Below are 14,398 nucleotides of genomic sequence, written 5' to 3'. Positions count from 1 at the left end.
ATAATAAATTTTGGAGGTTCAACCATGACTAAGGATTATAGAAGTGAAAGTAAAGTATTTGAAGGTGCATTAAGAGCACCTAACCGTGCAATGTTACGTGCAGTAGGTTTTAGTGATGAAGATTTTAAGAAACCACTTATTGGGATTGCAAGTACATGGAGTGAAGTAACTCCGTGTAATATTCATATAGACAAGCTTGCTGTTCAGTCGAAAAAAGGTGCAAATGAAGCTGGCGGAAAAGGAGTGATCTTCAATACAATTACTGTATCAGACGGTATATCAATGGGTACAGCAGGTATGAGATATTCTTTACCAAGTCGTGAAGTTATTGCAGACTCAATTGAAACCGTTGTTGGTGGAGAGAGCTTAGATGCAGTAGTTGCAATTGGTGGCTGTGATAAAAATATGCCTGGTTGTTTAATTGCCCTATCTCGAATGAACTTACCATCTGTATTTGTTTATGGTGGTTCGATCAAGCCTGGAAATCTTAATGGTAAGGACATTGATATAGTGTCAGTTTTTGAAGGTGTAGGACAATACAATGCAGGGAAAATTGATAAAGAAGAACTAAATAAGATTGAGTGTCACGCATGTCCAGGTGCAGGTTCTTGTGGAGGAATGTACACAGCTAATACAATGGCATCTGCAATTGAAGCCATGGGTATGAGCTTACCAGGAAGTTCTTCAAATCCTGCTGAATCAGAAGAAAAATATCAAGATTGCTTTGATGCAGGTGATGCGGTTTATAATCTTGTTACAAAAGGTATTAAGCCTAAAGATATTATGACAAAAGAAGCATTTGAAAATGCAATTACCGTTGTATATGCTCTAGGTGGATCAACAAACGCAGTATTGCATTTATTAGCAATTGCTCATGCTGTTGATGTAGACCTAACTATTGACGACTTTGATCGTATTCAAAGACGTGTGCCGCATTTAGCTGATCTTAAACCAAGCGGTAAATACGTTATGAACGATTTACATCAAGTTGGTGGTGTTTCTGCAGTTATGAAGTATCTACTACAAGAAGGTTTACTACATGGAGATTGTTTAACTGTTACAGGTAAAACAATTGCTGAAAATCTTGCGGAGTCATCTGATTTAAAAGAAGGACAAAAAGTAATCTATCCTATTTCGGAAGCAAAACGTAAGGATGGTCCACTTGTTATTCTTCGTGGAAACTTAGCACCAGAGGGAGCTGTTCTTAAAGTTTCAGGATTAAAGGTATCTAAATTGACCGGACCAGCAAAAGTATTCGATACAGAAGACGAGGCATCAGATGCAGTTGTTTCAGGTGAGATTAAAGCTGGTGATGTATTAATTATTCGTTACGAAGGGCCTAAAGGTGGACCAGGTATGCCTGAGATGCTTTCAATTTCAGCAATTTTAGTTGGTAAAGGACTTGGTGAGAGTGTTGCTTTACTTACTGACGGACGTTTCTCAGGTGGCTCTCATGGACTTGTCGTAGGTCATATTTCTCCAGAAGCACAAGTTGGTGGACCGCTAGCATTTGTTGAAAATGGAGATATTGTAACAGTTGATAGTGAGGCAAGAGTGCTTACAGTTGAATTAACTGAAGCTGAAATTGCTGAAAGAAAGAAAAATTGGAAAGCTCCTAAGCTTGAAGCAAGAGGGGTTCTTGCGAAGTATGCCCGTAATGTTTCAAGTGCATCTAAAGGTGCCGTTACAGATCTATTCGAAGAAGAAAACGAAGTTATTGAAGTTAAATAATAGATAAAGTGTTAGAAGATAGCCAAAAGTGAAAAGCAATTCCTCACTTTTGGTTATTTTGCTTTATTTGCAGAAAAGGTTTCCCTATAGTATTCTTTAACTACATGTAAATTGTCAGGAGGGATTTCTATGTCAATGGCATATGAAGAATATATGAAACAAATTGTTAAACCGATGAGAGCGGAACTTACAAATGCTGGATTTGAAGAGCTGACAAGCGAAGCTGAAGTTGACGAGTTAATGAAGGATTCAAAAGAAACTACTTTTATTGTAGTTAACTCTGTTTGTGGGTGTGCGGCAGGTTTAGCAAGACCTGCAGCAACTCAAGCTGCATTAAATGCAGAGAAAAAACCTGAAAAGCTTGTAACTGTGTTTGCTGGTCAAGATAAAGAGGCAACAAGTAGAATGCGTGAGTACTTTAAAGGATATGAACCATCATCACCATCAATGGCATTAATGAAAAACGGAGAAGTTGTTCACTTTATTCCACGACATGATATCGAAGGAAATTCAATTGAAAATATTATGGAAAACCTTCAAAATGCTTTTGATAAACACTGTTAAAAAGGATGCAATTGCATCCTTTTTTTGGTCTTTATAGTTATTGTTGAGTAAGACTGGACTGCCAAAATCTATACATTGAGTAATCTCTATTTATTAGACATATTAAACAGTAGAAAGAAGTGCAAACTTATGATAGTAACTACATCGAGTAGACCTGATAATCAACTGATACATACAGCAAAAGAAGCTGCTAATTATCTAAATAGCTCATTTATTATGAGAAATAAACAAGCTATAGAGGTAATGAAGACTTCTTTAAATGATAATATATTGGTGTTTGGAAAAAATAGAATAGAACTTCATGTTGTGAAAAATAAAGATCCTTTGTTTTTTCATCCAAATTCAGCAATGTTTAGGCTAAAAAGACTAATAAGAGGTGAATCTGATACTTTTTTAGAAGCATGTCAATTAAAAAGTGGAGATTCTTTTTTAGATTGTACGTTAGGTCTTGCTTCAGATAGTATTATTGCGAGTTATCGAGTTGGAGAAGAAGGTTACATTCAAGGAATTGAAGCTAGTAAAAATATTGCTTATATTGTTAAAATGGGGCTAACAAGCTGGAATACCGATTTAACTGAACTTAATGAAGCTATGAAGCGTATCAGAGTTATATCAACAGATCATTTAGCCTATCTAAAAACATGTGAAGATAAATCTTTTGATATTGTATATTTTGATCCAATGTTTGAGGAATCAATTGAAGAGTCAGTTGGTTTATCACCATTAAAAAGTGTTGCTGTCTATAAAGAGTTAGGTAAGGAAGCGATAGAAGAAGCTAAAAGAGTTGCAAAGAAAAGAGTCGTACTAAAGGATCATTGGAAGAGTTCGCGCTTTGAAGAACATGGATTTTTAGTATCAATTAGAAAGTCAGCTAAATTTCATTATGGAGTTATAGAAATAAGTGAATAGCAAATGATAACATTATGGAGGTGTTATCATAATGTCTAAAATAAAGAAAGATCCATCTAGAGTAGGATTAGGTTCTCCTAATGTTGAAGGACAAGGTACTACAACTAGTGAAACAAAGGGGAAAAAAGCTGATTCTGCTAGAAAGAAAACAAAGCGGATGTGAATAAATGGGATCTTATAGATCCCATTTATTTTTTTTATGTATCAATCAGTGATTTCAAGATAGATGAAATATGCGAGTGTTACAAAACAGCCAATAAAAAATACAGTATCGTAGCCCATGTTATTACCCCTCCTAGAACTTATCAGTAAATAATTATATGTACTCTTATTTTAAACGTTTTTACTGGCTATTAAAAGGGCTTTCGTTTTTTTATTTGTAGCTCTTTTCTTAAAGTGGGTTGCTAAATGCCTTGTTTATCTGGTAAAAGACTTTTAATTCCCAAGGTTCTAAGAGCTTTTTCGTCTGGTATGGTCACCCATTTTTGATATCTGCTTTACTAGGCAATTGTAACAATTTTGTTATACAATTTCTCATTTCTATATGTTAGAATATTAATAAATTAGTATTGTTTGGAAGGAAGTAATCCTATGAATAAATGGATGAAAAAATCACTTGTTATTCTATTTTCGATCGCAACCTTTGGACTTGTAACACCACCAGCATCACTTGCGGTAGAAGATAAGCCTTCTGAAGATAACCTTTCAAAAGCTACGTTTTCTAATGGAGAAATTGATAACGCTTTATCCGCTGAGTTACAAAGTTTAGATGATGATCAATTCTCACTTACTAAAGAGCAGTTTTTGACAAATTTTATTTCTGAGGCAGAGCAAAAATCATTTCTTAAATTTGGAGATAAAATCTCTGTTGTGATTGAAGATGAATTTAAACAAGTTATTTTCCCGAAAATGGAAGAAGTTATTACGTATTATTTAAATGTAGAAGCAGACGAACAATTTGAACAATTAGCGATCTCAAAGCCTTCAGCTGGTAAAGGTGAGAAAATTTTTCATATTTACAATGTTGAAACAGGACAGGATGTTTTAAGATTTCATGTGCGTCGAGAAAATAAACCATTAGAGGGTTACTGGTTTAACTTCCATTATCATACGTACCATGACTCATTTCAGTCTCATAAAGATCTAGGTAGTATATACTGGAATAAAAATACACCACCAAATTGGCAGTCTGTTCATTAGTATTTGTATTTACTAGAGTATAGTTTATTGGTTTAAAAATATCTTTACTACGAAAATAATCTTCTTAGGTTAGTTATTTTCCCTTATAAATTAGTTTAGTTGTTGAACTAATTTAGATTGAGAGAAAGTAGCTGACCTTTTTTATATAGGGCTTTACTAATAAACTTAATTTTGATTTTCTGCACTTTGTTGATTGGGAGAAATATAGGGTACTCTCGGTTTGAGAAACGGGAAAAAACGAACTTCATTTTTTTTCCGGGAAAGCGATTGGCTATAACGGAAATCAACAGCAAAGTTAAACAGAGCCTATTAAAAGAAAAACTAGAAATTACGTAATTGATATATTCCAATATTTGTAGTTGTCTAGATGGTTTTTACTAGATATGTTATGATTGATATTACTAGATTTCTTACGATTAATAACTTTATCATATTCCTTTAAACAACGAGGGGATTACACCATGAGAAGGACTCTTTTTTTTCTAATTATTTTGGGCTTGTGTGTATCCTTTTATCATTTAGCAATTGCTTTTCCAAAAGGGATACCGTTATCAGACTACGAATTTAGGGATACTGATCTTGCTTTATCTAAACCTATATTAAAAGAACTAGTTTTTTTGCCAACTAGTTCATTTGAAGAAAAAGATGCGATAAAGATGATTAAAAACCTTGAAAAAGTAGATGGTAATATTTTATATCTTGCAGCGAAAGAAAGTATACAAATTAAACTATTTACTGGATCACTAACTAATCAACCTGGACTTAGCAGCTTAAAAAGTAGTAAGCCAAGGGGTTACGATGAAACGGATTCATATTGGGACAAAGTTCCTGGAATGAGTGACAATAGAGTGGTATATGCGAAGATTGGGCATAGTGAATTTGGAAATGGCCATGGTTCGGTATCATTAGAGTTACATGAATTTGCCCATGCTATTGATCGTCATGTTTTTCACTATATTCGATTAGATCCTGTATTTATTAATATATGGAAGCAAGAGGTCAAATGGTTATTTCCTTTTAGAGATTATTTTATTAATTTTCCTGAAGAATATTTTGCTGAAACGTTTGCGATGTTTTACCATAATGATGAAACGCATGATTTTTTAAAACAAGAAGCACCCTTAACATTTAAATATATACAATCGTTAGAAAAAATTGCAGCAGAGCAAGTTAATAATAGTTATTATGGGCAAGCAGATTACTAGATGTTAAAATACATGGAGTACTAAATAAGGGAAGTGTTAGAAACGATGAAGCAATACTTAGAATTATGTAAGCATGTACTTGATAACGGAGTCAAAAAGGAAGATCGAACAGGTACAGGTACTATAAGTTCGTTCGGCTACCAAATGAGATTTAACCTTCAAGATGGATTTCCATTAATGACTACTAAAAAGCTCCATACTAAATCAATTATTCATGAACTATTATGGTTTCTTAAAGGTGATACTAATATTAAGTATCTTCAAGAAAATGGTGTGCGAATTTGGAATGAGTGGGCTGATGAGAATGGTGAACTAGGCCCTGTATATGGTCATCAATGGAGATCTTGGCCTACAAGTGATGGTAAAACAATTGATCAAATTTCAAATGTTGTAAACCAAATTAAAAACAATCCGGACTCAAGAAGATTAATTGTGTCTGCTTGGAATGTTTCTGATGTTGATCATATGGCTCTTCCTCCATGTCATTGTCTTTTTCAATTTTATGTTGCGGAGGGAAAATTATCACTACAACTTTATCAGCGTTCAGCAGATGTGTTTTTGGGAGTACCATTTAATATTGCTTCGTATGCATTATTAGTTCACATGATGGCACAAGCAACAAACCTTGAGGTAGGTGATTTTGTTCATACATTTGGTGATGTTCATATTTATACGAACCATCTTGATCAAATAAATGAACAATTAAAAAGAGAGCCACATACTTTGCCTACATTAAAAATTAATAAACAAGTTAACTCACTATTTGATTTTACTTTTGATGACTTTACATTTGAAAATTATCATCCACATCCACATATAAAAGGAGCTGTTAGTGTTTGATTTCCCTAATTGTTGCAATGGATGAAAATCGCTTAATTGGTAAAGACAATCAATTACCTTGGCATATACCTCAAGATTTAGCTTATTTCAAGCGAATGACAATGAATCATAAAATTGTGATGGGGCGTAAAACATATGAATCCATCGGAAGACCCTTACCAGGAAGAGAGAATATTATTTTAACAAGGAATCGCTCTTATAAAATGGATGCCTGCAAAGTTTTACACTCAATAGAAGAACTTCTTGAACTATCAAAGAATACAGATGAAAACATCTTTGTTATTGGTGGAGCAGAGATATTTAAAGAAATCTTACCGTATTCTGATAGACTGTATATGACACATATTCATCATAATTTTGAAGGAGATACATTTTTCCCACAGCTAAAGGACACGGACTGGGAAACTGTTTCAGTAGAGTCAGGAATAAAGGATATGAAAAATCCATATGAATTTGATTTTGTTGTATATCAGAAAATTAATAAATAATTAAGCTCTAAAATTTGTGTACAGTAACAGCCAAAAGAGGTAACAATGATTAAACTCATGTGTTACCTCTTTTTATTTTAGCTGTTTTTAATTATATATTTCACAAGTTCCTCGTATAAAAATTCCGCATTAATTAACCTGCTAGTTTACTATTTTATGGGAAGGAGATATAGAATGACAGCAAAAAAATGGAGGATCGTGCCTGCTAGTACGAAAAGATGCCATACTGCATGATGATATTTAAAAGCACGCCAAACATAAAATACAGCTCCAATTGTGTATAAAACACCACCAATTACAAGAAGCACAACTCCATTTACAGCCACGCTTGTAACAATTGGTCCCCAAGCAAAAACAATTAACCATCCCATAACAACATACATAACTGTTGAGAAAAAGAGGTATTTTTTAACGAAAAATGATTTGAATACCGTACCACCAATTGCTAATCCCCAGACTATACCAAATAAAGTCCAACCAAGCCAACCCTTGACAGCTATAAACAAAAACGGGGTGTAAGTACCAGCAATAAAGAAATAAATTGCTGAATGATCTAATATTTCAAATACATCCTTTGCTTTTCCTGCAGGGAAGCTATGGACTAGTGTTGAAGATGTATATAGTAACACCATTGTTACCCCAAATAAGGTAAAGCTTACAACATGCCAAGGTGTACCGTATAGAGACGAGAAAACGATCAAAAGGACTAATCCAGCTATGCTTAATAGTCCGCCAATACCGTGTGTAATTGAATTTGCTATCTCTTCACCTTTAGAAAATGTGTGTGTATTAGCCATTTATTTCTCCTTTCAAAAAGCAATCTCTAAAACTATTAATTGTATTTATTAGTAAATTAAATGTTTAGACTTCAAATCTTTTTTTATTATACCATCAATAAATAGCTAATGATAACTTATAGAAAGCTTTCTTCCAAATCTCAGATTTTTGATTAGGAGATTATACAATTATGGAAGAAAGCATCAATTATATTATAATCATTTTTAAGTGCTTTCCTCATGTGCTATTTGTTCTAGACTGGCGACCATCTTACTATATAGCATTTCATCCTCGAAGTCTTTACTATTCCAATTTTTTTCAATCCATGAAAGCATGGTGGTCGGATCATTAAAAATTTCACCACTTGTATCCTCTTCTCTAATCATAAAACGACCGTTATCGTAGTCTGCTACCACTAAACAGGGTATTGCTCCATTTTTATTTTTAAGTTCAAATTCCATTAATTATCACCTCGAATTTAGTTTGACTTATTTTTTTTCTTTTATGTGAGCCCTTACATTTTAAATTTCTGTAAAAATTTTAGATATTACCTTTAAATTTAGAATATTCGTGATATAATTTCAAATTAACAAGCAAGCATTTGGAAAGGGTCGTGACAATGAAACAAATGATAAATGATGTAGAGAATGTTTATGTAGAAGATATCTTAAAAGCACATCATCTGTTAAAAGATGTTGTAACACACACACCACTTCAAAGAAACGAACAATTATCTGATAAATATCAGTGTAATATTTATCTTAAACGAGAAGATTTACAAGTTGTCAGATCCTTTAAGATACGTGGAGCATTTAATAAAATTAAGCAATTAAGTACTGAACAAACAAAGAACGGAATTGTTTGTGCTAGTGCTGGAAACCACGCACAAGGTGTTGCGTATTCATGTAAACAACTTAAAATCCATGGAAAGATCTTCATGCCTTCTACCACACCTCGTCAGAAGGTTTCTCAAGTTGAGTTATTTGGCAAAGAGTATGTTGAGATCATTTTGGCTGGAGATACATTTGATGATGCTTATCAAAAAGCAGTTGCAAGCAGTGAACAAGAACAACGTGCATTTATTCATCCTTTTGATGATTTTGATGTTATTGCAGGTCAAGGGACTGTTGCTGTCGAAATATTAAATGATACAGATGTAGAAATCGATTATGTTGTTGCAAGTGTTGGTGGTGGAGGCTTACTTTCTGGTGTTGGAACATATTTCAACTCAATATCTCCTCATACAAAAATGATTGGTGTTGAACCAGAAGGAGCACCAGCTTTATATAACTCTCGATTAGAAGATAAGGTCATTACTCTTGATAAGATAGATAAATTCGTAGATGGTGCAGCAGTGAAAAAGATTGGTGATAAAACCTTTTCTATTATTAGAGATGTTGTTGAAGATGTTCTGCTTGTTCCAGAGGGGAAAATTTGTACAACGATTCTAGAATTATATAACGAAAATGCAATTGTGGCAGAACCTGCTGGCGCAATGTCAATAGCTGCTCTAGATTTTCTAAGTGATAGAATTAAAGGGAAAAATATCGTATGTGTGGTTAGTGGTGGTAATAATGATATTGGCAGAATGCAGGAAATTAAAGAACGTTCAATGATTTATGAAGGATTACAGCACTATTTTATTGTGAATTTCCCACAGCGAGCAGGTGCATTAAGAGAATTTCTTGATGAAGTACTAGGAGCTAACGATGATATTAGTCGTTTTGAATATACAAAAAAGAACAATAAAGATCAGGGACCAGCACTAGTCGGTATTGAGCTTAAGCAAAGAGAAGATTATCAACCACTTCTTCAACGAATGAAGAAAAAAGGTTTTTATTATACAGAAGTAAATAAAGATAGCAATTTATTTTCTCTACTTATTTGATAAGACTCTTTTCTGAATAATTGTTCTATGTAACAAAATATACAGTCGTGACAGTGTATTTTCACATATAAAGCTACCATTTTATGAAGAAAAGATGTCACTAGACTTACTACTGTGCTGATATATCGAGTATATAAAAGCAACAAAGTTTGCGAATACAGCCTTTCTAAAAGACATATATAATATTTTTTCAAAAAAAAATAATGCCGACATATTTAGACATACAATCCTTGAAAAATGGGTTATAATATAAGAAACGGGTAAAAAAAGAGGATTGATAAAGTGTTATTCAAGAGCCTAGAGTTCAAGTTAATTAATGGACAGAAGGTAAAGATTACAGATATTCCTGTATTGGAGGAAGATAACAAGTATCGTTTCATGCTTCAAATCCGTTTACAGAAATTTTTATCAACGATATATTCTCAAAAACAACCTAAAAGTATTTACTCATTTAAAGATTATTTAAAGAAAGTATTGAAATGGCCTGATTATGAGGCATTATTTGGTGCTACAATATTAAAGTACAATGCATAACTATTATTTATGGAATCCAGAGCATTACTGGGTTCTTTTTTTTGATAAACTATCAACTCTGTGTATTTACAAACTTTTCATGGATAAAATAATAAAGATTTCTTCAATTTCCGTTTTACTTTTGATAATATTGATTGAATGATTCTGAATTGACTGTATAATAGAGGATAGTATTTTAAGGATGTGATATCTTGAGTAACATTAGAATTGTAACAGACTCGACAATTGATATTAGTAAAGATATATTAGATAGCCACAATGTAATAGTTGTTCCTTTATCTATTACCATTGAAAATAATACATATACAGATGGTGTAGATCTTATGCCAGATGAATTTATTAATATGATGAAGGCAGCAAAAGAGCTTCCTAAGAGCTCACAGCCTCCTAGTGGACAATTCCTTGAAGTTTATGAGGAGCTTAGTAAAGATGGTAGTTCCATTATATCAATCCATATGACCAAAGGAATGAGTGGAACAGTCCAATCTGCTCAAGGAGCAGCACAAATGACAGATGCTGATGTTACAGTGATTGATTCAATGTATATATCTAAGGCTTTAAGTTACCAAGTTTTAGAAGCTGCTAAAATGGCGCAAAATGGTTCTTCTAAACAGGAGATTCTTGATAGAATTGAAGAGATTAGAAAACATACATCTTTGTTTGTTGCAGTAGATACACTTGATAATCTTGTAAAGGGTGGTCGCATAGGGAGAGGTAAGGCGATGATTGGTTCATTATTAAACATTAAGCCAATTGCCAGTCTGCAAGATGGTGTATATACTCCTGTTGCAAAAGTAAGAAGCCAATCTCAAGCAATTAAATATTTAGCCAAACAGTTTGCAGAAGCTGTTAAAGGAAAAACTGTTAAGGCTGTTGGAATTGCTCATGCTGATGCTTATGAATATGCTTCAAACCTAAAAAAAGCAATACATGATATCTATCCTAATTGTACAGTTGATATATCATTTACAACCCCAGTTATTTCAACACACACAGGTCCAGGTGCAGTGGGCTTTATGTTTATGGCAGAATAAAGAAGGCGGCTATTATGCGGCCTTTTTTTTGTTGGTTATTTATTTGCTAATAATTCGGGTTTATCATTAGCTTAGATACTTAAGTCCCAGCCTCTTTAATTTTCTGTTAACTTCATATCAAATAAGATCTAAAATTTTTTTTCATAGGGAAGATACTGTCCCGCTACCTACGGAATACTTATTAACACAATTTAAGCAACAAGACCTTCATAAATGCTATTATCACAGCATAGAGCTTTTATGTATCCCATTTTATTACGATAAAGAAGGGTAATGCTAACTCCCCATGTACTTCAAAAATACCCATTTTTTACCTTTTGATCATATGTGTTGAAATGAATTCAAAAAACACAACATATAATAAGTAATAAGATTAGGCCTTAGGTGGTGTTAACTATTAGTCAGAAGGTATTGTTTATTGGTGATTTTGGTATTGATGATATTGTAGCTTTATTATATGCCTATTATAGCGAAGAGGTAGAAATAGTAGGTGTTGTTGTGGACTATGGAAATATATCTAGAGAGAATGCACTTGTTACAGCAACATATATTCAAAACTTGACTAACTTGTTTGAGGTGCCAATTATAAGTGGTGCAGACCGCCCTCTTACCGGTGAGATTCCAACCTATTATCCAGAGATACATGGAGAATACGGACTTGGACCAATTATTCCTAAAATAAAATTGCCTCCAACTGAACTTGAGAATTTCTATGAAATATTAACGATCATTAATCGTTATAAAAATGAATTAGTTGTAGTTAATATAGGAAGATTAACTTCACTTGCAACAGCGGTCGTTTTATATCCAAATATTTTATCAACTGTTAAAAGTATATATATGATGGGTGGTGCATTTTTGTACCCGGGAAACGCTTCACCTCTAGCGGAGGCGAATTTTTATAGTGATCATTATGCAGCGAACTTAGTACTAAAACATGCGCGAAATACAAAGATTTTTCCATTAAACGTAACTGAGTATGCAATATTACCTGAAACTATGATTCAAGAATTAAACACGATATTTCAAAAAAGAAATGATCCAGTAGGAGTCTTGTTAGAGCCGATTATATCTTATTATTCAAATTGGTATAAAAATAGAAACCCATCCATCAAAGGGGGTCCATTACATGATTTATTAACGATATGGGCCGTGACCAACAATAATTCATTTCAATTTACAGAAAAACCGGTAAAAATTAATACAGATAACGGAGAATGCAGAGGGGTTAGTATAGGTGATTTCAGACCATTTAAAGAATTAGCAAATTATCCAACTCATACAATTGCGATAAGTTTTGATTATGAATATTTTATTAAGGATATCTTTAGAACTTTCTCCAGTGGAAGACATTTAAGTAATAAGGAGTCATAAAACCTTCACACTGTTAATCTTTTCATTCAGTTATGAATTTGATACACTTTCATTGTTGATATAAAAAGAAGGGTGAAGTTAATTGAAAAAAATAATATGTCCAAAGGTACTAATTTGCGTTACTATTCTATTAATTATCACTGGGTGTGGAAATTCAACAACTATTAAGGATCCATTAAATTTCGAAATTCAATCTTTTCAATTCACTAATCAAAATGGTGAATCGGTATCACTTGATGATTTAAAAGGCCAGGTTTGGGTGGCAGATTTCATTTTTACAAATTGTGAAACTGTTTGCCCTCCGATGACAGCGCATATGAAAGAATTACAGTCGAAGGCAAAAGCAGAGGATTTAGATGTAAGGATGGTTTCATTTAGTGTAGATCCTAAAGTTGATACTCCAGAAAAATTAAAGGAATTTGCGGCAAATTATTCAATTACATATGATAATTGGGATTTTCTAACCGGTTATGAACAAAAAGAAATTGAAGACTTTGCAATGGAGAGTTTCAAAACCATTGTTCAAAAACCTCAAGATAGTGATCAAGTTATACACGTATCAAATTTTTATCTTATAGACAAAAATGGTGTGATTATGAAGGACTATAGTGGAGTAACAGATACACCATACGATCAAATTATTGCCGATATAAAAACACTGAGTAAATAATTCTTATGAGTTAAAGTGGATTCCTTTGTTAGGAGTCCTTTTTTGTAAAGAAGTTTTCACAATTTATTGCTATTCGTTATTTTAGAATTCATATATAAAATGAAATGAAAAAGTTATCTCTAGTAGTATTGTGCGTGAAATTGATTAGAAAATAACAAAGGTAACGAAATAAACCATATAAAAAATGATAAATTAGTATCATATTAACTAATTAATTGATAAAATAAATTCTTGTATTCTTTTAGTTTAGTAAGGTTTTAGGTAAATTGAAAATAAAGATTCATAGTATTAAGTAACAGGTTAAAAAAGCACTTTTTAGTGTTTTACTCAAATAATACATTAACAATATCTCTATATAGAACGAAGGTGATGTTATGCTGCGTAAATTACTTATATTTAGTATAGTGCTTACTGTCATATCAGGATGCAGTTCAGAAACAAGCGTTAATCTTGAAGCAAAATCAGTTGCTTTAAAAATGAAAGAAAATCCTACTGATGAATTTATACCAAAAACAATTAATTTAGTTGGAATCGGTGATTCTTTAACAAAAGGTGTTGGTGATGAGGCTAAGCTTGGTGGTTATTTCGGAAGGGTTACTGAAAAATTAAAACAACAGGACAATATAAAAGACGTAAAAGTAAAGAATTTTGGTGTGAAAGGACATAAAACAACTAATCTTCAGAAAAAATTAAATGATGAAGAGGTTATAAAAGGTATTAAAGAAGCAGATGTTATTGTCATGACCATTGGAGGTAATGACATAATGAATGTGGTTCGCAATAACATTTTTTCATTAGATTTTAAGCCTTTTCGTGAAGAACAAAAAAAATATAAAGAACGCTTTAAAAGTATTCTTGCCACTGTAAGAAGTTATAACGCTTCTGCTAAAATTGTCTACATTGGTTTATACAATCCATTTAAATATATGTTACCAGAAATAAGTGAAATTGATACGATTATGGAAGAATGGAATAATGATTCAGAAGAAATAATCTTGAGTGATGGGAATGGAGTGTTTGTTTCTGTTGCTGATATTTTTTCTTCAACAACAAATGGTAAACTGTTGTATAAAGATGAATTTCACCCAAATGAGGTTGGGTATTCATTAATGGCAGATAGAATTTATAATAGTTTAAAATATACAGAATTAACTACAGATTCAGTAAGCAGAAAAGAGTGATAT

Annotated in this window: 16 protein-coding genes; 14 read left to right on the top strand and 2 right to left on the bottom strand. The window is 32.7% G+C overall.

The features are described 5' to 3' along the window. The first annotated feature begins 24 nt into the window (after positions 1 to 24). The 8 genes from ilvD to FS935_RS03125 all read left to right on the top strand — a co-directional run bounded on the left by ilvD (position 25) and on the right by FS935_RS03125 (position 6,937). Positions 25 to 1,731, top strand: coding sequence for a dihydroxy-acid dehydratase (gene ilvD / locus FS935_RS03160; protein WP_146946062.1), 1,707 nt, complete (start codon positions 25 to 27; stop codon positions 1,729 to 1,731). Positions 1,732 to 1,860: 129 nt separating this feature from the next. Then, positions 1,861 to 2,295 (top strand): BrxA/BrxB family bacilliredoxin, encoded by a 435-nt coding sequence (locus FS935_RS03155; RefSeq protein ID WP_146946061.1) that lies wholly within the window; start codon positions 1,861 to 1,863, stop codon positions 2,293 to 2,295. Positions 2,296 to 2,424: 129 nt separating this feature from the next. After that, a complete protein-coding gene (locus FS935_RS03150) occupies positions 2,425 to 3,204 on the top strand; it encodes a class I SAM-dependent methyltransferase (RefSeq protein ID WP_146946060.1) in 780 nt (259 codons plus the stop codon). 28 nt (positions 3,205 to 3,232) lie between these two features. Then, a complete protein-coding gene (locus FS935_RS03145) occupies positions 3,233 to 3,367 on the top strand; it encodes a YuzL family protein (protein ID WP_193559346.1) in 135 nt (44 codons plus the stop codon). A 428-nt stretch (positions 3,368 to 3,795) separates the two neighbouring features. Continuing rightward, positions 3,796 to 4,404, top strand: coding sequence for a YpjP family protein (locus FS935_RS03140; protein WP_146946058.1), 609 nt, complete (start codon positions 3,796 to 3,798; stop codon positions 4,402 to 4,404). A gap of 461 nt (positions 4,405 to 4,865) precedes the next feature. Then, entirely contained in the window at positions 4,866 to 5,609 is a 744-nt protein-coding gene (locus FS935_RS03135) for an anthrax toxin lethal factor-related metalloendopeptidase (protein WP_146946057.1), read from the top strand. 45 nt (positions 5,610 to 5,654) lie between these two features. Further along, positions 5,655 to 6,449, top strand: coding sequence for a thymidylate synthase (locus tag FS935_RS03130; RefSeq protein WP_146946056.1), 795 nt, complete (start codon positions 5,655 to 5,657; stop codon positions 6,447 to 6,449). Next, on the top strand, positions 6,446 to 6,937 hold the full coding sequence (locus FS935_RS03125; RefSeq protein ID WP_146946055.1) for a dihydrofolate reductase: 492 nt from the start codon (positions 6,446 to 6,448) through the stop codon (positions 6,935 to 6,937). Before FS935_RS03130 ends, FS935_RS03125 begins: the two co-directional genes overlap by 4 nt. Positions 6,938 to 7,086: 149 nt before the next feature. On the opposite strand, the gene trhA is transcribed toward FS935_RS03125, so the two are convergent. Both trhA and FS935_RS03115 read right to left on the bottom strand, forming a co-directional pair. After that, entirely contained in the window at positions 7,087 to 7,734 is a 648-nt protein-coding gene (trhA, locus tag FS935_RS03120; RefSeq protein WP_146946054.1) for a PAQR family membrane homeostasis protein TrhA, read from the bottom strand. 204 nt (positions 7,735 to 7,938) lie between these two features. Then, positions 7,939 to 8,175, bottom strand: coding sequence for a hypothetical protein (locus FS935_RS03115; protein ID WP_146946053.1), 237 nt, complete (start codon positions 8,173 to 8,175; stop codon positions 7,939 to 7,941). A 158-nt stretch (positions 8,176 to 8,333) separates the two neighbouring features. Between FS935_RS03115 and ilvA the strand changes: the two genes are divergently transcribed. The 6 genes from ilvA to FS935_RS03085 all read left to right on the top strand — a co-directional run bounded on the left by ilvA (position 8,334) and on the right by FS935_RS03085 (position 14,395). Then, positions 8,334 to 9,602 (top strand): threonine ammonia-lyase IlvA, encoded by a 1,269-nt coding sequence (ilvA, locus tag FS935_RS03110; protein ID WP_146946052.1) that lies wholly within the window; start codon positions 8,334 to 8,336, stop codon positions 9,600 to 9,602. Positions 9,603 to 9,884: 282 nt separating this feature from the next. Further along, positions 9,885 to 10,136 carry a DUF2535 family protein gene (locus FS935_RS03105; RefSeq protein WP_146946051.1) on the top strand — a complete coding sequence of 84 codons (252 nt, stop codon included), beginning with the start codon at positions 9,885 to 9,887 and terminating at the stop codon, positions 10,134 to 10,136. Positions 10,137 to 10,327: 191 nt separating this feature from the next. After that, positions 10,328 to 11,170: a DegV family protein gene (locus FS935_RS03100; protein WP_146946050.1), complete on the top strand. Its 843-nt coding sequence runs from the start codon at positions 10,328 to 10,330 to the stop codon at positions 11,168 to 11,170. Positions 11,171 to 11,554: 384 nt separating this feature from the next. Then, on the top strand, positions 11,555 to 12,544 hold the full coding sequence (locus tag FS935_RS03095) for a nucleoside hydrolase (RefSeq protein ID WP_240050800.1): 990 nt from the start codon (positions 11,555 to 11,557) through the stop codon (positions 12,542 to 12,544). Between the two features lie 82 nt (positions 12,545 to 12,626). Continuing rightward, on the top strand, positions 12,627 to 13,214 hold the full coding sequence (locus tag FS935_RS03090) for an SCO family protein (RefSeq protein WP_439116616.1): 588 nt from the start codon (positions 12,627 to 12,629) through the stop codon (positions 13,212 to 13,214). A gap of 374 nt (positions 13,215 to 13,588) precedes the next feature. Next, entirely contained in the window at positions 13,589 to 14,395 is an 807-nt protein-coding gene (locus tag FS935_RS03085; protein WP_146946049.1) for an SGNH/GDSL hydrolase family protein, read from the top strand. Positions 14,396 to 14,398: the final 3 nt, after the last annotated feature.

The organism is Metabacillus litoralis, from assembly GCF_007994985.1.
Classification (GTDB): Bacteria; Bacillota; Bacilli; order Bacillales; family Bacillaceae; genus Metabacillus; species Metabacillus litoralis.
This window is presented reverse-complemented; position numbering and strand designations above follow the sequence as displayed.